Below are 17,784 nucleotides of genomic sequence, written 5' to 3'. Positions count from 1 at the left end.
TCATGCACATCGAATCTATTTACGTCGAGAACTTCCAGGGTCTGCGCAGCGCAAACCTGGACCTGACCTCCGCGCCAATCACCATGGTGTGCGGCCTGAACGGTGCCGGTAAGTCGAGCCTGAAAGAGGCTATTGGCCTGGCCCTGGGCGAAGCCGCACGGATTTCCCTTAAAAAGGACTATGCCCAACTGATCACCGAGGGTGAGAAGAAAGGCCAGATCATCATCGGGCACGACGGCGTGGCCAGCAGCATTACTCTGCCCAAAGGCACGCTTGAGCGGAACGACATCGAGGGCCAGGAGTATCTGCCCTACGTGCTGAACCCCGAAGCGTTCGCCCGGCTCGACGACAAGGCGCGCCGCTCGCTGCTGTTCGCCCTGACCAAGTCCAGCGGCAAACCCCAGGTGGTGGTGGAAAAGCTGGCGGCGCGCGGTTGTGACGCGGCCAAGGTCGAGAAGATCAAGCCCTTACTATTGCGCGGGTTCGCCGCTGCGATGGATGAAGCAAAGACCTACACCAGCGAAAGCCGTGGAGCCTGGAAGGCCATCGCCGGCGAGGCTTACGGTAGCGACAAGGCCGAAGGCTGGATTGTGAGCATCGATCCACTGCCAGAAGGCACGCCGGAAGTTACGCAGGATGATCTGGCCCAGGCACAGGCGGAACTGACTGCCGCCGCTGCTGAAATCGAAAAGGGCAATCAACACCTGGGCGGATTGAACGCCAAGCGCCAGGCCACAAAGGCTGCTGCTGCGCGCAAAATCGAACTGGCCGAGGCATTCGCATTGCTTCCTCGAGCCCAGGCCAAGTTGGAAGCCACCAACAAAGAGCTGGAACTGTGGCGCGGTAAGGTCAGTGAGGCGGAGGTAAAGGTACAGGCCTTCACTGGCGGCGAAAGTTCGTGCGACTGCCCAAGCTGCGGCGTCAAGCTCAAGGTTGTTGGCCAGGTTGTCGAGGTGTTCAAGGGCAAGACCGCTGAAACCAAAAAGCTGGCCGAGGCACAGCAGGAACTCAAGACGGCAAACGATTCGTACAACCTGATGGCCCGCACCCAAACCAACGACACCAGAGCGGTGCATGCCGCCGAACAGGCCGGCCGCGACCTTGAAGCGCTGAACACTGCTGCCGGTGAGGAAATTACCGACGCCATGGTTGAGCGCGTTGAGAAGGCGTTGCAGGTACAACGCAATGTGCGGGACAGCGCCAAGGCCAAGGTCGAAATGATGGCTGAGCGCCTGGACCTGATCGCCGGCGCCCACAAGCGTGGTACCGAGGCAGCCAAGCACCACCAGGACGTGAAGGATTGGACGCTCATCGCCACCGCACTGGCGCCGGACGGCATTCCTGGCGAAATCCTGGCCGGAGCCTTGAAGCCTATCAACGCCAGCCTAGCAACCCTGTCTGCAACAGCAGGTTGGCCAACGGTGGCAATCAGCGGAGAAATGGCGATCACCGCCAACGGGCGCCTGTACGCGCTGCTGTCCGAGTCGGAGAAATGGCGCTGTGACGCGCTGATCGCGCTGGCCATCGCCTTGGCGTCCGGTCTCAACCTGGTGCTGATGGATCGCTTCGACGTACTGCTGCCAGCGGTGCGTGCCCAGTTGCTGGGTCTGCTGCGCAGCCTGACCAAGGCTGGTGAGTTGCAGGCGATCATTTGCGGATCCCTGAAAGAGAAGCCAACCAAGCTGCCCGCCGACTTCCAGGTTGTATGGATCGAGAACGGCATGGCCGGCAGCGACGTCCAGTTGCAGAAAGCTGGCTGACCATCAATCACGCAACACCACGGGCGCCTTAGGGCGCCTTTCTTGTGCCTGGAGAAAACCAAAATGCCTTACACGCCAATCCCCGGCTGGGATGGAAAGCCGTGGAAACACCCGCTTTACACCCGCTGGTCTGGCATGCGGGCACGCTGTAACAACCCCAAACACGTTGCCTATCACAACTATGGCGGCAAAGGCGTAACGGTCTGTGAGCGCTGGAATGACTTCGGCTTGTTCGTGGCAGACATGGGAATGCCGCCAACTGAACTGCACACGCTCGATCGCAAAGAGTCGTCTGGCCCGTATGAGCCGGAAAACTGTCGCTGGGCAACGCCTGGCGAGCAGAGCCGAAACACCTGTCGCAACAACGTGATCCGCATTGGCTGTATCAGCCTTACCGTCCGCGACTGGGAAATCAGAAACGGCGTGGGGCGCGGCACCTATCAGCGGCGAATTGACCTTGGGTGGAATGGCACCGACGCCGTTACCCAGCCAGTTCAGGCGGGAAAATCATTGTCGCGCCGCCACCTCAACCACACCCTGGAGCTACCAATATGAGCGATTTGATTTGTGTCTACGACACAGAAACGTGTGGCCTGCCGCTGTTCCGCGAGTCGAGCCTAGACCCTCGCCAGCCGCACCTGGTGGACATCTGCATTCTGGCCTACGACGCCAACGGCGCCCTGGTCGATTCCTTCGAAGCGATGGTGCGCCCTGATGGCTGGGTAATCCCTGCCGACGTTACAGCGATCCACGGCATCACCAACGAAATGGCGATGGACTTGGGCATCCCTGAATCGGAAGCGCTGGACGGCTTCATGGCCATTCACGACCGCGCCGGCCTGCGCATTGCCCACAACATCCAATTCGATGACCGGATCATGCGCATTGCCCTATCTCGCTACCGGGGCAAGGAAGCGGCTGACGCCTTCAAGGTCACGCCCGGGTACTGCACCTGCCAGTCGAGCAAGAACATTGTTCAGTGCCCGCCGACTCAAAAGATGATCGCCGCCGGCTTCGGCAAGCAGTTCAAGGTTCCGACAGTGGCCGAGGCCTTGTTGCACTTCACCGGTGAAGAACTGGTCGGTGGCCACCGTGCACGACCCGACACCGAAGCCTGCGCCCGCATCTACTTCGCCATGAACCCGCCTGCTCAGGTGGCTTGATCCAGTCCCACCATGCGCCGGCGACCGCTGGCGCAAATCTCTTTCAAGGAATCGCCGCATGATGCTCAAGCGAATTTTTAAGCACTTCCATTTTTGCTGCGGCCTCGGCGGCGGCGCCAAAGGGTTCAACAATGCCAAGCCCGTGGTGGGCAATATGCAGGCCGAATGGCAGTGCATCGGCGGGATAGACGTAGACCCGGCCGGGTTGCGCGACTTCCAGCGCCTATCAGGCGTGCCCGGCACCCTGATGGACCTTTTCACCCTCGGCATGTACACCGCGTTTCACGGAAAGCAACCACCGCCAGGCTGGGTTGAGGCTGGTCCTGACGACGTGCGCCGCGCCGCCGGCTACGAACGTCCCGACGCAGTGTTCATCAGCAGCCCCTGCAAAGGCGCATCGGGCTTGCTGTCCGAAACAATGAGTCTTACCCCGAAGTACCAGGCACTGAACGAGCTGACGCTGCGCTGTGTGTGGCTGATGTGCGAGGCCTGGAAGGACGACCCGGTATCGTTGATCGTTTTCGAGAACGTGCCGCGCCTGGCCACCCGTGGCCGCCACCTGCTGGACCAGATCAACAAGCTGTTGAACCACTACGGTTACGCGGTTGCAGAAACCACCCACGATTGCGGCGTTATCGGCGGCCTGGCTCAGAGCCGCAAGCGCTTCTTGCTGGTTGCTCGCCATATCGAGAAGGTGCCGCCATTCCTGTATGAGCCGGAAAAGAAAACCCTTAAATCGGTCGGTTCAATCCTTGGCCGCATGCCCATGGCTGGCGATGTGGAAGCCGCCGGCCCCATGCACCGTGTGCCAGCGCTGCAATGGAAAACATGGGTACGCCTCGCCCTGGTCGAAGCCGGCAAGGACTGGCGCTGCCTGAATGATTTAGCGATCGAGGATGGCTATCTGCGTGACCTGGTAATTGTTCCCCAGTTTCGGGATGGGTTCCTGGGCGTGCATGACTGGAACGAAACAGCCGGCACCGTCGCGGCACGCAGCGGGCCAACCAACGGCAAGTTTTCGGTAGCTGATCCACGGGCCAAAGCCGGTGCCCTTCAATACCAGCAGTACGGCGTCCGCCGCTGGGACCAAACGAGCGGCGCGGTGATCGGCGTCAAGTCGCCCGGGCAAGGAACATTCAGCGTTGCAGATCCTCGCGACCCTGGCATTGGGCACGCGAAATACAACGTGGCTCACTGGGATGGGATATCGCGCACGGTAATTTCAGGCAGCACAACCGGCCAGGGTGCTTTCGCTGTTCAAGACCCACGCCCAGGCATGAAGCGCACGAAGGGAGACGCCTACCTAACCGGTGGGCACTACGGCGTCACCAGCTGGAACGACCAGTGCGGCGCCGTTTCAGCCAGTGCCCGCCAGGACAACGGCCGGTGGTCTGTAGCAGATCCGCGCATGCCGGAAGCCAACGAGCGGCTGACCTGCGTTATCGAAAGCCTCGACGGCACCTGGCACAGACCGTTCACCACGCTTGAGCTGGCCGCGCTGCAAAGCTTGGTTGAGCCCGAGGAACTGTTTGAACTGGACGGCCTGAGCGACCAGGCATGGCGCGAGCGCATCGGCAACGCAGTTCCGCCGGCGGCCGCCGAAGCAATTGCCCACGTGATGGGCACCACACTGTTGCTGGCCGAAGCCGGCGAGACCTTCATGCTCAACAGCATGCCGATATGGGTTCAACCCGTCGCGGTGGCGCTGAGCGTATCCCAGCAGGTAACACCATGAACCCAATCGCATTTAAAGCGCTGGCGGACGCGCTCGACCGCCAGTTTCAGGCGCCCGCGCCAAATCCCAAGGTTATCCCGCCCGTCCTGGTCAACGAGCCGCTGCCCGCCCTGGTCATCACCGGCCCCATCAACCGCGTCATGGAACTGGAGGGCAAGCGTTACGCCGTGGACTTCGTGCAAGGCCTGGGCGCTTCCATTCGGCGCGAGCCCATCAGGGCCAAGGCCATTGCCGACCTGACGCGGTATGCAGCCACCCGGCCGGCAAGCGTGGCCAGCGGCGTCAAGATCGTTATCGACATGCTCAAGGAGGCGTGATGAAACAGGTTATTCCGTTTGAAACCCGCGTAATAACTGCCCTGGCCAACCACGAACGTCTGCTGCAACAGGTTGGCCAGATGAAAAAACAGATCGGCGCGCACCTAGCAGAATGCCCGGTGATGAAGAAGGCCGGTGACTGGACGCTAAGCGCCGAACAAACCAAAGACCTGTACGACGAAAAGATGCTGGTTAAAACCCACTTGTGGGAAGCCTTCAACGAGACGGTGGAAAGCGACTACGGCAACCAGATAGCTATGGATAGCGAAGAGCAGCAAGACTATCTCGCCCAAGAAGACACTGGCTGCGAACACTGCTATGCGGCCTGGCGGGTTATCCAGGAACGCCGCGACGTGCGCCAGGAACTGGGCAGCGCCCGCCGTGCGCTGCGCATGCTGGGCAAATCGGCGTTGAAGGTGACGTCATGACCCCGAAACAAATCTGCATCGCCGCCATGCTTATGGCCGCCACCCTTTTCTGCCTGTACATGGCCGCCAAGACCAATGACGACTGGGCGGCCTTTGCCAAGTCCCATGACTGCAAGCCGGTCACAACAACCACCTACTCGACCGGGAAAGTTGGCTGGTCCTGCAACGACGGCGTGACGTACTGGAGGTGATCAATGACCGCCCTACGCCGAACCGTAAAGATTCGCGGCGCGCCCATGCGCCCGCTGGATCTGCAAACCATCTGTGATCAGTGCGGGAAGTCCCGCGCCCACGGCAACCACGACAAATGCAGCAAGGCCCGGCAGGCGGAAATGGCCGAGCTGCGCGCACGGGAGAAGCAGTGATGAGTGAAGTAAAGCGATACCACGTCACCGAGGCGGGCCTTGTTGAAGGCCAAGCACTGGGGCGAATCAACGTTGTGCTGGGGGCTGACTTCGACCGGGTAACCGCCGGGCTGGCGAGTGCGAACTCGGACAGAGAGGCTTACGCACAGAACGCGATAGACCTGCGCAAGCGAGTGGACGCCCTGCAACAGCGCCTGACCGCAGCGGATGAGCGGGCGGATGTGCTTGAAGGGGCGCTACGCACTTCGCTGCTCGCCATGAAGCGAATTTATCAGGCCGGGTATGACCGCATCATCGAAGCGGGCGGAACATGTGACACGCCTGAGTACATGATGGCCCAGGATCCGACGACGCGCGATCTGCGCGCCCTGCTGGTTGCGAAACCTGAAACCGTGGCAGGCCATCACCCTGCATGCCGGGCGGTCGATGACTACAAGCCCGGCGATTGCAGTCACAGCTGCAAGCCAGCCTCCCAGCCCCAGGGCGAGCCGGTCACGATTGAAGCAGTAGCCGTCACTCGCGACAACGGCGATGGAAGCTTGCGCCTTGAATGGCTTCTTGAGGGAGGCATAGCCCAGATGGAGTTCGCGGGCATGGTGTTGTTTGCGATTCCCGAGGCGAACGAACTTTGCGACGAGGACGGCAGCGCCGAGGTGTATCTAACACCGCCGCAGGCCGAGCAGCCCGCGCCGGTAGCGGTGGACGTACTCAACACTGGTTTCTACACGACTGAATCCGGCGGCGGAAAATACGCCATCAGCATCGGGTTCCGTTCCATGGCCGATATGCAGGCCGCTGATGCACAACTGCGCGATTTGCTCAAATCCCGATAGGAGTACATCCGTACTCCACGCTGTAAACTCCCACACAACCCTACGAATCCAGCCGGAAACGGCGTGGCGAGGTATTTCTATGAACGCTGCACGCACCGACGAGCAACAAGCAAAGCACATCGAGTACATCAAGCTCCCCGAGGTCCGCAAAATCTCCGGGCTCAGCACCACCAGCATTTACCGCATGGCGGTGGCTGGCGACTTTCCCAAGCAGCGGAAGCTGGGCGTCAAGGCCGTGGCCTGGGTACGCGCCGAGGTCGAACAATGGGCCGTGTCGCGCACGGTGGCTGGTCAGGCGCCAGCCGCTACCGAATCCAAGTAGTCAGCCCACTCCTGCATCATCACCCGCCGCTGCTCCACGTACTCGGCATGGTTGTAAGACCTGCGCACCTGGCTCCCGCTGGCGTGCGATAGCTGTGCCTCGATCCAATCCGCGTTGTATCCCATCTCGTTTAAGGCTGTTGAAATCGTTGCGCGGATACCGTGCCCGGTCAGCCTCCCCTCGTACCCCATGCGTTTTAGTGCTGAGTTGACCGTGCCGTCGCTGATTGGCTGCCGTGGATCATTACGACCCGCGATCAACAATCGGTAACCGCCGGTCAACTGGTGCACCTTGCGCATAACCTCCACCGCCTGCCGCGACAGCGGCACCAGATAAGGCGGCACCTCATCCTCTTTAGATTGCCTCCTAACCCTTTTTTTCAGTTGCTTCACCGCGTCCGGCGGGATAGTCCATAGACCGGCGTCAAGATCAAGCTGAGACGCCATCGCGTTGCGAAGCTCAGTGGTGCGCACGCCAGTCAGGAACAAAATTCGGATCGCACACTTGACGTATGGCGCTGCCGTGGATGCCTCCAGGGTGCGGAAGAACTCGGCCAGCTCACTGCGCACCAGCATTGGGTTGTGCCTCACCGGCGGTTCCGGCTGGGCCACGATGTCCAGATCTGAGGCCGGGTTGATATCCAAGTACCCGGAGACCATGCCATAGCGGAAAATCTCATTCAGCCAAGATCGACACTTGCGCGCCGAGTTCAGTGCCCCACGCTTTTCGACCCTGCGCAGCGCGGCCAGTACATCCGCCCGCTTCACGTCGGCTATCGGGATCTTGCCCATGGCCGGGATCAAATCCTTGTCCAGGTAGAACCGGGCCTGCACCGAGCCGCCGCGAACCGCCGCCGCCATGCGCGGAGTCTTAAACGCGTGCCACTCGTTGGCCACCGCCTCAAAGGTGTGCAGCGCCTGTGCCGTGGCCTGGTCCTTCTCTGCGCGCCGCTTGGCCCTTGGATCTATACCCTTTGCCACCAGCGCACGCGCCTGGTCCCGTAGTTCGCGGGCTTCCTTGAGGGTTATTTCTGGATAGGTGCCGAGGGAATAGCGCGGCTGCTTGCCGAGCCAGGAGAACCGGAAGTGCCACGACTTCGTGCCGTTGCTGGCGACGAACAGGGATAGGCCGCTGGCGTCCGTGAGTGAGAAGTCCTTGTCGGCCGGCTTGGCCTGGCGAACAGCGGTATCAGTGAGGGGCATTTAGTACATCGCCTGATCAATCGAATTAGCATGTGCTGCGCAATGTACTAAAAATATCGGGAAGATGTGGGAAGATGTGAAAAGAGGCGGGAATAAGAAAGCCGCTCAAGGCGGCTTCTTATTTGGTTCTACGGGAACGCTTGGTAACGCATGGGAAGTTAACACTGTGCCCGAGACAGGAATCGAACCTGCGACCTTCGCGTTACGAGTGCGCTGCTCTACCGGCTGAGCTACACGGGCGGTGGGCTAAAGCTAGCACCGCATCGGGCGTCCGGCAACTCACTGACGTCGCAGGGCAATCACCCCTTGGGCCCAGAAGCGCGGCTGCAGGTGTTGGTTGCCACCTTCAAGATAGTCTTGCTGGGCTTGCTCGATGTGCGGGGCATCACGCATCACGACCCACACCAGCAGGCCAACGGACAGCACCGCCGCCACCCGCCACCCTGCCCAGGCCCACGGCAGCGACGCGCCAGGAGCGGCGCGCCACACGTGCAGCGCCATCAACCAGCCCACCACCAGCGCCAACCAGACCTGCGAGTTGGGCATCACGATGACGCCGTCGACCATTGCTTGCGTGAGCGCGCCCAGCAATGCCGCAAACAGGCACCCGCGCAGCAAGTCCACGCGCTCTGTAGAACAAGCCCGCGCCCGCAACACGCAGAGGGTGGCCCAGCCACCGCGCCACGCCAAGGCAGCCACGCACAAGGCCGAGGGAACGCCCCACTCGCTGGCCCATTGCAGGATTGCCTGGTGCGGGTGCGCGGCGACCGGGTTGGCGATATCCGCGAAATGCATCGGCCCGAACCCCAGCCACGGACGCTCGGCGATCATGTGCCAGGCCTGCCACCAGATCGGGCCACGCCCCGACAGCGAAGTGGTGAGGCGATCGCTGACGCCACTGCCGACCTCGACACCCAGCGCACCCGTCAACAGCGTGAACAACGCCGTATACAGCAACAAACCGCCGCACACCGCAGCCAATTGCCAGGCCAACCAGCGTCGCCCCCACGGCCCGAGCAGCGCCAATACCACCCCGGCCACCGCCATGCCGAGCCAGGTGCCGCGGGTGCCGCCGCTGATCGCGATCAACCACCACACACACAGCAACGCAAACACCGCGCCGCGCACGGAGCGGGAGACCTTGGGCATCAGCAAGGGCAGCGCCAGCAATGGCAGGGTGAAGGTCTGGAATTGACCGTAGAAGCGCTTGTTGGAAAACCCGGACAGCAACGCGTCCGGATCAAGAACCCGCGCGCCACTGGCGAAGGCGAGCGCGCCGGCATACAGATATTGGATTGACTTGATCAGGCACAACAGCACCACCATCAGGATCAGCACGCGGTCCAACGGCTCACCTGCATGTCGGCGCAGCAGGGCAACCGCGACGGCGATCGCCCCACAACTGATGAACAGCGCGACCTCGGTGAAGGCCCAGAGCGGCTGATGGGCCAGTGCCGATGACACCAGGCCCAGCCCAACGATCAGCACCAGGCCCAGGGCCGTCGGCCGGTCCACCAGACGCTCGACGGGAACGACCGTCAGCCCATACACCACCGCGCCCAGGCCCATGGCCACCTGCATTGCGCGCTGCCAGTCATGCCCGCTGAACGGTGCGCAGATACCCAGCGCGAGCAAGCACGCTGCAATCACCAGGAACGTCTTGTCGCGCTGCTGCGGGGATAACGACATCGGCCACCTTTACGTCCGTGCGCAGGGTTTGGCAGTCATGCCCCGTCGGCGCCACACCCTTTGGCGGCGTACTTGGCCTCTGCCGTCGTGGCGCATTTCCAGCCGGCGGTGGCGCTGCGCGTCAGGGTAATGGTCTTGCCCAGTACCGGTGCCGGGGCATCGAGGATTTCGCAACTGATGGAACCGGCGCCGGTGGCGACATCCCCTGCCACATCGATCTTGCAATTGGCGGTCGGGCTGGTGCCACCGATCAATGCCACGGTTGGCACTGTGCCTTGGTTGAATACATCCTCGTAGCCGGCTTTCAACGCGGTGATTTCAGCCAGCCCGGCCGTGAACTTGGCCTTGGCCTGATGCGTGGTGTACATGGGCAAGCCAATGGTGGCCAAAATGCCGATGATTGCCACGACGATCAACAACTCGATCAAAGTAAAACCTTTCTGACGCATCACATTCCTCTCCAGAACAGAACCCATGACAAGGCGCGTCCTGCGCCCCGTATCGTGCAGCCGCGCCAGTGTACTCACCCGCGAGCGGCCAATCGCGTCCAAGACGCACAATCTGACATTTTATCGTTGAACGCCGAGCAATCCGAATCCGTCACCTGGCTACGCTATAAAGATTCGACGACCTGTGTGCGGAACAGAGACATGACCAACGCTGCCACGACATACGCCTGGGAGGGCATCAACCGCCAGGGACGCAGGGTGTCCGGGCAAACCGTCAGCCACGACCTCGCGCGGGTCAAGGCACAACTGCGCCAGCAAGGGATTTGCCCTGGCCGCGTGCGCAAACAATCCGCCGGCCTGCCAAGCCTCGCTGCGCCGATCAAACCGGCGGAAATTGCCCTGTTCACCCGCCAACTGGCGACACTGCTGAAGGCCGGCATTGCCTTGCTGCAAGCCTTCGACGTGATCAGCGAAGGCTTCGACAACCGCCACATGTACAGGCTGGTAAAAGGCCTGAAACAGGAGATCGGCGCCGGGAATACCCTGGCGTCGGCACTGCGCAAACAGCCGCGCTACTTCGATGACCTGTACTGCAACCTGGTGGCAGCGGGTGAGCAGGCCGGCGCCCTGGAAACCCTTCTGGAACGGGTGGCGGATCACCTGGAAAAGAGCGAACGGCTCAAGGCCCGGATCAAGAAGGCCATGACCTACCCCATCGCGGTCATCGTGGTCGCCAGCCTTGTCAGCAGTCTCTTGCTGATCCATGTGGTGCCGCAATTCCAGAACCTGTTCGCCAGCGTGGACAGCGAGTTGCCCGGTTTTACTCTGTACGTGATTGCCTTGTCCGAGTTCCTGCAACAAGCCTGGTGGATGCTGGCGCTCAGCCTGGGCGCGGGAGGTCTGGGGTTGCGCCGGGCCTATCGCGTATCGCCAGGTTTTCGTCATTGGCTGGATGCCGGTTTGTTGAAAGCGCCCCTGGCAGGCACACTGCTGAAAAAGTCGGCGGTCGCCCGCTACGCACGCACGCTTTCAACTACGTTCGCGGCCGGAGTGCCGTTGGTGCAGGCCCTGGATTCAGTGGCGGCCGCTGCCAGCAACCAGCTATTCAAACAGGCTATCGAACATATGCGTCACGATGTATCCACAGGCATGCCGCTGAATCGGGCCATGGCCGCCAGCGGTCTGTTCCCTGGCATGGCGATCCAGATGACGGCGATTGGTGAAGAATCCGGCACCCTGGAGCACATGCTGGAAAAAGTCGCGAGCCACTATGAGTCGGACGTCGACACGCTGGTCGACCAACTCACCAGCCTGATGGAACCGCTGATCATGGTGGTGCTCGGCGGGATTGTCGGCGCTTTGGTAATCGCCCTGTATCTGCCGGTCTTCCAACTCGGTACGGCATTTTGAGCCTGCTGTTGAGCCAGCAGCCGTGGGCCTTTGTCGCCATGGCAATGGTGCTGGGCTTGATCGTGGGCAGTTTCCTCAACGTGCTGGTGTGGCGCCTGCCGAAAATGCTTGAACGGGAATGGCGCGCACAGGCCCATGAAGTGCTCGGTTTGCCCGGCGACCCTGTCGGGCCGAGATACAACCTGATGCAGCCCAATTCCTGCTGCCCGCACTGCAATCAGCCGATTCGGCCGTGGGAAAACATCCCGCTACTCAGCTACCTGATGCTCCGGGGCCGCTGTGCCCATTGCCGCGAAGCGATCAGTGCGCGTTATCCCTTGACCGAACTGGCGTGCGGGTTGATCTCGGCCGTGGTGGCCTGGCATTTCGGCTTTGGCTGGCAAGCGGGCGCAGTGATGCTGTTGAGCTGGGGCTTGTTGGCGATGAGCCTGATCGACGTCGACCACCAACTGCTGCCCGATGTGCTGGTCCTGCCGCTGTTGTGGCTGGGGCTGATGCTTAACAGCGTCGAGCTGCTGGTGCCCCTGCCCGATGCACTGTGGGGTGCGGTGATCGGCTACATGAGCCTGTGGACGGTGTTCTGGCTGTTCAAGCTGGCCACCGGCAAGGACGGCATGGGCTACGGCGACTTCAAGTTGTTGGCGCTGCTCGGCGCCTGGGGTGGCTGGCAAATCCTGCCGATGACGCTGCTGATGTCATCGCTGGTGGGCGTGTGCGGCGGGCTGATCCTGCTGCGTCCGAGCAAGATCCAGGCGGCCACGCCGATGCCGTTTGGTCCCTATCTGGCAATTGCCGGCTGGATTGCCGTGCTCTGGGGTGGTCAAATAACCGACTTCTATTTGCAGTCTGTCGGTTTCAAATGACCACTCCTGTTGCAACACCCTGGATTCTTGGCCTTACGGGCGGCATCGGCAGCGGCAAGAGCGCCGCGGCCCAGCACTTCAGCGACCTCGGCGTAGACCTGGTAGACGCCGATCACGCCGCGCGCTGGGTGGTCGAACCCGGCCGGCCGGCGCTCGCCAGCATTGTCGAACACTTCGGTGCCGGCGTGCTGCAGCCCGACGGCCAGTTGGACCGCGCCGCATTGCGCAAGTTGATCTTTGAAGTGCCGCAAGAACGCCGCTGGCTGGAAGCCTTGCTGCACCCGTTGATTGGCGAAGAGATTCGCAACCACCTGGCGCGTGCGCGCTCGCCTTACGCGATCCTGGTGTCGCCGCTGCTGATCGAATCCGGCCAGCACAGCATGACCCAACGCATCCTGGTGATCGACGTGCCGCAATCCCTGCAGATTCAGCGTACCCTGCAGCGCGACGGCATCAGCGAACAACAGGTGCAGGCGATACTCAAGGCCCAGTCCAGCCGCGAAGACCGCCTGAGCCATGCCGATGACGTGCTGGTCAATGACCGCGACCTCGCCTGGTTGCACAGCGAGGTCGAACGACTGCACCACTTTTACCTTACTTTGCGTGGAGGCCGATCATGAGCCAACCCTTGACCGTCGAATGCCCAACCTGCGGCGCACCCGTGGAATGGAAAGCGACCAACCTCAACCGGCCGTTCTGCTCGGACCGTTGCAAGCTCATCGACCTGGGTGCCTGGGCCGCTGAGGAACATAAGATCCCCGTGGCGCCGGACGCCGAAGACGAGCTGTTTTCCGAAGACCTGCCACCGCGCCATTAAGGCCGCATAAAGGCATATTCCTGCTGGTCGTCGAGGTTCTCTGCCAGGTATTGCAACTCGTCGGCCAGGTCTTCGAAACTGCGCACGCCCTTGCTCTGCTGCACCACCGCGCTGAGCATCGCGCGCAAGGTCAAGCCTGGATCAAAGCCGATTTCTTGTGCCGCGTCCTGGCTTCTGCGCAACTCCTGACGTGCCCATTCATACACACTCATGATCCGTGCTCCCATCTTGCTCAGGAAAAGTTTCGCAAAGCATGGGCCCGCCACGCTGGGCGCGATTTGATCTGAGTCAAGTCTGCGAATTGTCGTCTTTCCAGGGCGCCGAGAGGTAGCGCGTGCGGTTGAATGTCTCCAGCCATTCCGGGCAAAACACCACCAGGGCGCTGATGACCATGCCGTTGATGAAGGCCTCGGGGAAGATGATCAGCCACAGGTAACCGATAAAATCCTCCAGCCATTCCGGCATCGCGAAACGCCCGTCGAACCACAGCAACCCCAGCCCGGCCAACAGGCAGAGCAAGGCCGACAATGCAGCGGCGAAAAAGCCGGAACAGAAGATATAGACGAACGGGTTACGCGGTTGTGCCCGCTCGACAAGCACCGCGCAGGTTTCAGTGACCAGCACCGGCAGCACGATCAGCAGCAGGCCGTTGATGCCCACGGCGGCCAGGTCCTGGCGACCCAGCAACAGCAAGCCCAACTGCGCGGCGAAACCGCCGACGATTGCCAGCGGCCAGTCGAGCAGCAGGGTCACGGCCGTCATGCCGATAAAGTGGTAGGAGACACCAGTATCGAAATCGCGCCTCACCAACCACAACATGAATAACGCGAACACCGTACCGAACAGCAAATGCTGGCGCCGCCGGTCAGCAAACAGCTCGACCCACGGCGAACGCAAGATCGCCCACAACAGCACCGGCGCGTACAACAGCCAGCCGATGCCGAGGGTTCCCGGCGCCAGCACCGCGGCACTGATCACGGTTTCACCTGCTCCAGGGCCTCGCGCAGTTCAGCCGCAGAGCCGTACTCGTGGCGCGCTGTCAGCTTGCCATTATCCAATTGCAGCCACAGCACCTTATCCACAGGCGCGGGATAACGCGGAGCGATGCGTGCGTCCCGGTCCAGCATGACCCGGTAGTTGTAGGACTGCATGGCCGGCACCGCGAACAGCTTGGCGACCAGCCGAGGCATGCGCTGGATATCCGCGACAAACACCCCATGCCGTGCTTCGAGATAGCCTTTGGGCTGGCCTTGCAGGGCGGCGTTCACTAGCTTGGCGGCATCCATGCTGCGGGCCACCAACAGGATCTGTGCCTGGTCATCCAGGGTGTAGGCCTGATCGAACTGATCCAGCAGAGTCCAGGGCGCCACGCGCTCACCCACTTCAACCGCCTGGGCCCACACGGGCAACAGGCTCAACAACAGCACGGCGAAAAACTTCACTGCACACCTCATGCTTGAGAGAAAACCGAGTCGACAGTTTACACCGGGCTTTCACGTCGGGACTTCCTGAGGTCATCATTTGGGCGCTAAGCTGCACGCATGGATGACTCAGATTATTTGCGCCTGCTCACCGTGGCAGCCGAACAAGCCAATGCGTTCCTGTCCAATGCCCGTAAATGGGAGCGTGAGCGTTGGGTCTGCCAGCGCCTGCTGCAAGGCTTGAACGTGCCGTACCGCGCCGAAGAGTTTCATGCCGCCGGGCAAGAACCGCCGGACGTGCTGTTTCGTGACGCCAGTTTCGAAGTGTTTTTCGTGCTGGACGAAGGACGCCGTCTGAACGATGAATGGCGCGACGAATTGCTGCGTCGACGCAGTGCGTTTTCCCTCAGCCAGCTGGTCAGGCGCGAAGCCAAGCCGCGGCGGATTCCGGCCCATGAATTCCTGCTGCGCCTGGCGCCGACCCTGCGCAAAAAAGCGCACAACTACAAAGAACGCGGGATGGACCTGGGCGAGCTGGATATCGTCGCCTTCGCCAGCCTCAAGCGCGAGGTGCTGGACCTCAACAGTCATTTCCCGCCGCCCACCGAATACTTGCGCCAGGGCTGGCGCTCGCTGTCGCTGGTGGGGCCGACGTTTGCCCGGGTACTGTTCGCCCACCCGGACGCGCCGGATTTCTTGCGCAACAATCTGGGGCGCAGCATCGTGTTCGACGTGGGCATCAGCCTGTGACGCGAGCACAAGCTACGCTTATGGCGATACCGCCAACCCCCTGACCGTAACGTGGCGCCCTTTTGCAACGTCTACCTGACGAGGCCTTATATGACCAGCCGCCTGAACCCCGACGACCAACAGCATGTCGAAGAGTACCTGCAACTCTCCCAGAACCGAGTCGAGCGCAAGCCTTTCCGGCCGTGGCTGCTCCTTGGTGTGGTGCTGGTGGTGGTGATCGGGCTCGGCCTGCTGAGCCGCCTTTTGAGTTACCTGACGCTATGAGCTGCCTGGCGCTCGCGGGGGTAACCGCTCCGATTTCTTTTAGCCTTGCGAGATATCCCCATGACCCATCGTATTATTATCGTCGGCGGCGGCGCCGGCGGCCTGGAGTTGGCTACCCGCCTGGGTAAGACTCTAGGCAAGCGCGGCACCGCCAGCATCACGCTGGTGGACACCAACCTGACCCATATCTGGAAACCGCTGCTGCACGAAGTGGCCGCCGGCTCGCTGAACTCTTCGGAAGACGAACTCAATTATGTCGCCCAGGCCAAATGGAACCACTTCGAGTTCCAGCTGGGGCGCATGAGCGGGCTCGACCGTGAACAGAAGAAAATTCAACTGGCCGCGACCCTCGACGAAGAAGGCCGCGAACTGGTGCCTGCGCGCGTGCTGGGCTACGACAGCCTGGTGATCGCGGTCGGCAGTACCACCAACGACTTCGGCACCGAAGGCGCGGCGCAACACTGCCTGTTCCTCGACACGCGCAAACAGGCGGAGCGCTTCCATCAGCAGTTGCTCAACCACTACCTGCGCGCCCATGCCGGGCAAACCGACGTGGTGGAAAAGATCAGCGTGGCCATCGTCGGCGCTGGCGCCACCGGGGTTGAACTGGCCGCCGAACTGCATAACGCCGCCCATGAACTGGCAGCCTACGGCCTGGACCGGATCAAACCGGAAAACATGCACATCACCCTGATCGAAGCCGGCCCACGGGTCCTGCCTGCCCTGCCAGAGCGGATCGGCGGGCCGGTGCATAAAACCCTGGAGAAGCTCGGCGTGACGGTGCTGACCAACTCGGCGGTCAGCGAAGTGACGGCCGACGCGCTGATCACCAGCAGCGGCCAAGTGATTCCGGCCAGCCTGAAAGTGTGGGCCGCCGGCATCCGTGCGCCCGCCTTCCTCAAGGACATCGACGGCCTGGAAACCAACCGCATCAATCAACTGCAGGTGCTGCCGACACTGCAAACCACCCGCGACGAAAACATCTTCGCCTTCGGTGACTGCGCCGCCTGCCCACAACCCGGCACCGACCGCAACGTACCGCCACGCGCCCAGGCCGCGCACCAGCAGGCTTCATTGCTGGCCAAATCGTTGAAGCTGCGGATCGAAGGCAAGGACCTGCCATCGTACAAGTACACCGACTACGGCTCGCTGATCTCGCTGTCGCGCTTCTCGGCGGTGGGTAACCTGATGGGCAACCTCACAGGCAGTGTGATGTTGGAAGGCTGGTTGGCGCGGATGTTCTATGTGTCGCTGTACCGCATGCACCAGATGGCGCTGTATGGCGTCTTCCGCACGGCGATGCTGATGCTGGGCAGCCGGATTGGGCGCGGAACTGAGCCACGTCTCAAACTTCACTAAACACGCGATCAATGTGGGAGGGGGCTTGCTCCCTCCCACATTGGTGTTGTGTTGGATTTGGGATAATTTCAGGCAAAAAAAATCCCCGTATCTTTCGATACGAGGATTTTTAATATGGTCGGGGTAAGGGGATTCGAACTCCTGACATCCTGCTCCCAAAGCAGGCGCGCTACCGGACTGCGCTATACCCCGGTAAAACAAAGGCGACCTCTCAGCCGCCTTCTTCGATCAGGGCTTTTGGCCTCTGATCTTAAGATCTGATTCCAGCGTTAACTGGTTTCAAAAATGGTGGGTCGTGTGGGATTCGAACCTACGACCAATTGGTTAAAAGCCAACTGCTCTACCAACTGAGCTAACGACCCAAAAATGGTCGGGGTAAGGGGATTCGAACTCCTGACATCCTGCTCCCAAAGCAGGCGCGCTACCGGACTGCGCTATACCCCGGTTTTGAAATTGGCTCCGTGACCAGGACTCGAACCTGGGACCCAATGATTAACAGTCATTTGCTCTACCGACTGAGCTATCACGGAACTACACATTTCAAATGTACAACTTTTACTGCGGTGTAACCTTCTCTTCGATGCGTCCGTATCGCTACGTTCGCGTCTCTGAGGCGCGCTATTCTACAATCTTAAAA

Annotated in this window: 23 protein-coding genes and 5 tRNA genes; 17 read left to right on the top strand and 11 right to left on the bottom strand. The window is 61.3% G+C overall.

The genetic code is table 11. The features are described 5' to 3' along the window. The first annotated feature begins 2 nt into the window (after nucleotides 1–2). The 10 genes from MOQ67_RS05195 to MOQ67_RS05150 all read left to right on the top strand — a co-directional run bounded on the left by MOQ67_RS05195 (nucleotide 3) and on the right by MOQ67_RS05150 (nucleotide 6,923). The gene (locus tag MOQ67_RS05195) at nucleotides 3–1,760 is read left to right on the top strand and encodes an AAA family ATPase (protein ID WP_448675834.1); all 1,758 of its coding nucleotides are present in this window, start codon (nucleotides 3–5) and stop codon (nucleotides 1,758–1,760) included. Between the two features lie 63 nt (nucleotides 1,761–1,823). Next, nucleotides 1,824–2,315: a hypothetical protein gene (locus MOQ67_RS05190; RefSeq protein ID WP_448675833.1), complete on the top strand. Its 492-nt coding sequence runs from the start codon at nucleotides 1,824–1,826 to the stop codon at nucleotides 2,313–2,315. After that, nucleotides 2,312–2,923, top strand: a complete 612-nt coding sequence (locus MOQ67_RS05185; protein ID WP_448675832.1) for a 3'-5' exonuclease — start codon at nucleotides 2,312–2,314, stop codon at nucleotides 2,921–2,923. Before MOQ67_RS05190 ends, MOQ67_RS05185 begins: the two co-directional genes overlap by 4 nt. A gap of 58 nt (nucleotides 2,924–2,981) precedes the next feature. Next, nucleotides 2,982–4,658 (top strand): DNA cytosine methyltransferase, encoded by a 1,677-nt coding sequence (locus tag MOQ67_RS05180; RefSeq protein ID WP_448675831.1) that lies wholly within the window; start codon nucleotides 2,982–2,984, stop codon nucleotides 4,656–4,658. Then, complete coding sequence (locus MOQ67_RS05175; RefSeq protein ID WP_448675830.1) at nucleotides 4,655–4,975, top strand: hypothetical protein; 321 nt, start codon at nucleotides 4,655–4,657, stop codon at nucleotides 4,973–4,975. Before MOQ67_RS05180 ends, MOQ67_RS05175 begins: the two co-directional genes overlap by 4 nt. After that, complete coding sequence (locus MOQ67_RS05170; RefSeq protein ID WP_448675829.1) at nucleotides 4,975–5,403, top strand: hypothetical protein; 429 nt, start codon at nucleotides 4,975–4,977, stop codon at nucleotides 5,401–5,403. The genes MOQ67_RS05175 and MOQ67_RS05170 overlap by 1 nt, the downstream gene beginning before the upstream one ends. After that, on the top strand, nucleotides 5,400–5,594 hold the full coding sequence (locus MOQ67_RS05165; protein ID WP_448675828.1) for a hypothetical protein: 195 nt from the start codon (nucleotides 5,400–5,402) through the stop codon (nucleotides 5,592–5,594). Before MOQ67_RS05170 ends, MOQ67_RS05165 begins: the two co-directional genes overlap by 4 nt. A 3-nt stretch (nucleotides 5,595–5,597) precedes the next feature. Then, entirely contained in the window at nucleotides 5,598–5,768 is a 171-nt protein-coding gene (locus tag MOQ67_RS05160; protein ID WP_448675827.1) for a hypothetical protein, read from the top strand. Next, nucleotides 5,768–6,601, top strand: a complete 834-nt coding sequence (locus MOQ67_RS05155) for a hypothetical protein (RefSeq protein WP_448675826.1) — start codon at nucleotides 5,768–5,770, stop codon at nucleotides 6,599–6,601. Before MOQ67_RS05160 ends, MOQ67_RS05155 begins: the two co-directional genes overlap by 1 nt. Nucleotides 6,602–6,680: 79 nt before the next feature. Beyond that, entirely contained in the window at nucleotides 6,681–6,923 is a 243-nt protein-coding gene (locus MOQ67_RS05150) for a helix-turn-helix transcriptional regulator (protein WP_448675825.1), read from the top strand. Here the strand turns inward: MOQ67_RS05150 and MOQ67_RS05145 are convergent. From MOQ67_RS05145 to MOQ67_RS05130, 4 genes are all read right to left on the bottom strand, one after another. Beyond that, nucleotides 6,893–8,125: a tyrosine-type recombinase/integrase gene (locus tag MOQ67_RS05145; RefSeq protein ID WP_448675824.1), complete on the bottom strand. Its 1,233-nt coding sequence runs from the start codon at nucleotides 8,123–8,125 to the stop codon at nucleotides 6,893–6,895. The two genes, MOQ67_RS05150 and MOQ67_RS05145, sit on opposite strands and share 31 nt — an antisense overlap. A 167-nt stretch (nucleotides 8,126–8,292) precedes the next feature. After that, a tRNA-Thr gene (locus tag MOQ67_RS05140) sits at nucleotides 8,293–8,365 on the bottom strand. Nucleotides 8,366–8,404: 39 nt separating this feature from the next. Continuing rightward, on the bottom strand, nucleotides 8,405–9,814 hold the full coding sequence (locus MOQ67_RS05135) for an O-antigen ligase family protein (RefSeq protein WP_448675823.1): 1,410 nt from the start codon (nucleotides 9,812–9,814) through the stop codon (nucleotides 8,405–8,407). A gap of 35 nt (nucleotides 9,815–9,849) precedes the next feature. Further along, nucleotides 9,850–10,263: a pilin gene (locus MOQ67_RS05130; RefSeq protein WP_017845468.1), complete on the bottom strand. Its 414-nt coding sequence runs from the start codon at nucleotides 10,261–10,263 to the stop codon at nucleotides 9,850–9,852. A gap of 201 nt (nucleotides 10,264–10,464) precedes the next feature. Here MOQ67_RS05130 and MOQ67_RS05125 point away from each other — a divergent pair, with 201 nt between their 5' ends. The 4 genes from MOQ67_RS05125 to yacG are packed head-to-tail and all read left to right on the top strand — an operon-like array spanning nucleotide 10,465 to nucleotide 13,353. Continuing rightward, on the top strand, nucleotides 10,465–11,673 hold the full coding sequence (locus tag MOQ67_RS05125; protein WP_198717406.1) for a type II secretion system F family protein: 1,209 nt from the start codon (nucleotides 10,465–10,467) through the stop codon (nucleotides 11,671–11,673). Then, on the top strand, nucleotides 11,670–12,536 hold the full coding sequence (locus tag MOQ67_RS05120; RefSeq protein ID WP_448675822.1) for a prepilin peptidase: 867 nt from the start codon (nucleotides 11,670–11,672) through the stop codon (nucleotides 12,534–12,536). The genes MOQ67_RS05125 and MOQ67_RS05120 overlap by 4 nt, the downstream gene beginning before the upstream one ends. Next, nucleotides 12,533–13,156 carry a dephospho-CoA kinase gene (coaE, locus tag MOQ67_RS05115; RefSeq protein WP_017845471.1) on the top strand — a complete coding sequence of 208 codons (624 nt, stop codon included), beginning with the start codon at nucleotides 12,533–12,535 and terminating at the stop codon, nucleotides 13,154–13,156. Before MOQ67_RS05120 ends, coaE begins: the two co-directional genes overlap by 4 nt. Further along, nucleotides 13,153–13,353 carry a DNA gyrase inhibitor YacG gene (gene yacG, locus MOQ67_RS05110; protein ID WP_017845472.1) on the top strand — a complete coding sequence of 67 codons (201 nt, stop codon included), beginning with the start codon at nucleotides 13,153–13,155 and terminating at the stop codon, nucleotides 13,351–13,353. The genes coaE and yacG overlap by 4 nt, the downstream gene beginning before the upstream one ends. Here the strand turns inward: yacG and MOQ67_RS05105 are convergent. The 3 genes from MOQ67_RS05105 to MOQ67_RS05095 all read right to left on the bottom strand — a co-directional run bounded on the left by MOQ67_RS05105 (nucleotide 13,350) and on the right by MOQ67_RS05095 (nucleotide 14,795). Further along, complete coding sequence (locus MOQ67_RS05105) at nucleotides 13,350–13,565, bottom strand: hypothetical protein (protein ID WP_003171680.1); 216 nt, start codon at nucleotides 13,563–13,565, stop codon at nucleotides 13,350–13,352. The genes yacG and MOQ67_RS05105 overlap by 4 nt on opposite strands. Nucleotides 13,566–13,641: 76 nt before the next feature. Next, nucleotides 13,642–14,331, bottom strand: a complete 690-nt coding sequence (locus tag MOQ67_RS05100) for an energy-coupling factor ABC transporter permease (RefSeq protein ID WP_017845473.1) — start codon at nucleotides 14,329–14,331, stop codon at nucleotides 13,642–13,644. Continuing rightward, on the bottom strand, nucleotides 14,328–14,795 hold the full coding sequence (locus MOQ67_RS05095) for an FAD/FMN-containing dehydrogenase (protein ID WP_198717405.1): 468 nt from the start codon (nucleotides 14,793–14,795) through the stop codon (nucleotides 14,328–14,330). Before MOQ67_RS05095 ends, MOQ67_RS05100 begins: the two co-directional genes overlap by 4 nt. 99 nt (nucleotides 14,796–14,894) lie before the next feature. Here MOQ67_RS05095 and MOQ67_RS05090 point away from each other — a divergent pair, with 99 nt between their 5' ends. The 3 genes from MOQ67_RS05090 to MOQ67_RS05080 all read left to right on the top strand — a co-directional run bounded on the left by MOQ67_RS05090 (nucleotide 14,895) and on the right by MOQ67_RS05080 (nucleotide 17,147). Continuing rightward, entirely contained in the window at nucleotides 14,895–15,524 is a 630-nt protein-coding gene (locus tag MOQ67_RS05090) for a DUF1780 domain-containing protein (RefSeq protein WP_017845475.1), read from the top strand. 90 nt (nucleotides 15,525–15,614) lie between these two features. After that, a complete protein-coding gene (locus MOQ67_RS05085) occupies nucleotides 15,615–15,788 on the top strand; it encodes a DUF3094 family protein (protein WP_016976295.1) in 174 nt (57 codons plus the stop codon). Nucleotides 15,789–15,848: 60 nt separating this feature from the next. After that, nucleotides 15,849–17,147 carry an NAD(P)/FAD-dependent oxidoreductase gene (locus MOQ67_RS05080; RefSeq protein ID WP_017845476.1) on the top strand — a complete coding sequence of 433 codons (1,299 nt, stop codon included), beginning with the start codon at nucleotides 15,849–15,851 and terminating at the stop codon, nucleotides 17,145–17,147. 115 nt (nucleotides 17,148–17,262) lie between these two features. Here the strand turns inward: MOQ67_RS05080 and MOQ67_RS05075 are convergent. The 4 genes from MOQ67_RS05075 to MOQ67_RS05060 all read right to left on the bottom strand — a co-directional run bounded on the left by MOQ67_RS05075 (nucleotide 17,263) and on the right by MOQ67_RS05060 (nucleotide 17,677). Further along, nucleotides 17,263–17,339 (bottom strand) — tRNA-Pro (locus tag MOQ67_RS05075). A 94-nt stretch (nucleotides 17,340–17,433) separates the two neighbouring features. Continuing rightward, nucleotides 17,434–17,509 (bottom strand) — tRNA-Lys (locus MOQ67_RS05070). 5 nt (nucleotides 17,510–17,514) lie between these two features. Next, a tRNA-Pro gene (locus MOQ67_RS05065) sits at nucleotides 17,515–17,591 on the bottom strand. A gap of 10 nt (nucleotides 17,592–17,601) precedes the next feature. Next, a tRNA-Asn gene (locus MOQ67_RS05060) sits at nucleotides 17,602–17,677 on the bottom strand. Between the last annotated feature and the right edge of the window lie 107 nt (nucleotides 17,678–17,784).

The organism is Pseudomonas sp. LY-1, from assembly GCF_053502595.1.
This window is presented reverse-complemented; position numbering and strand designations above follow the sequence as displayed.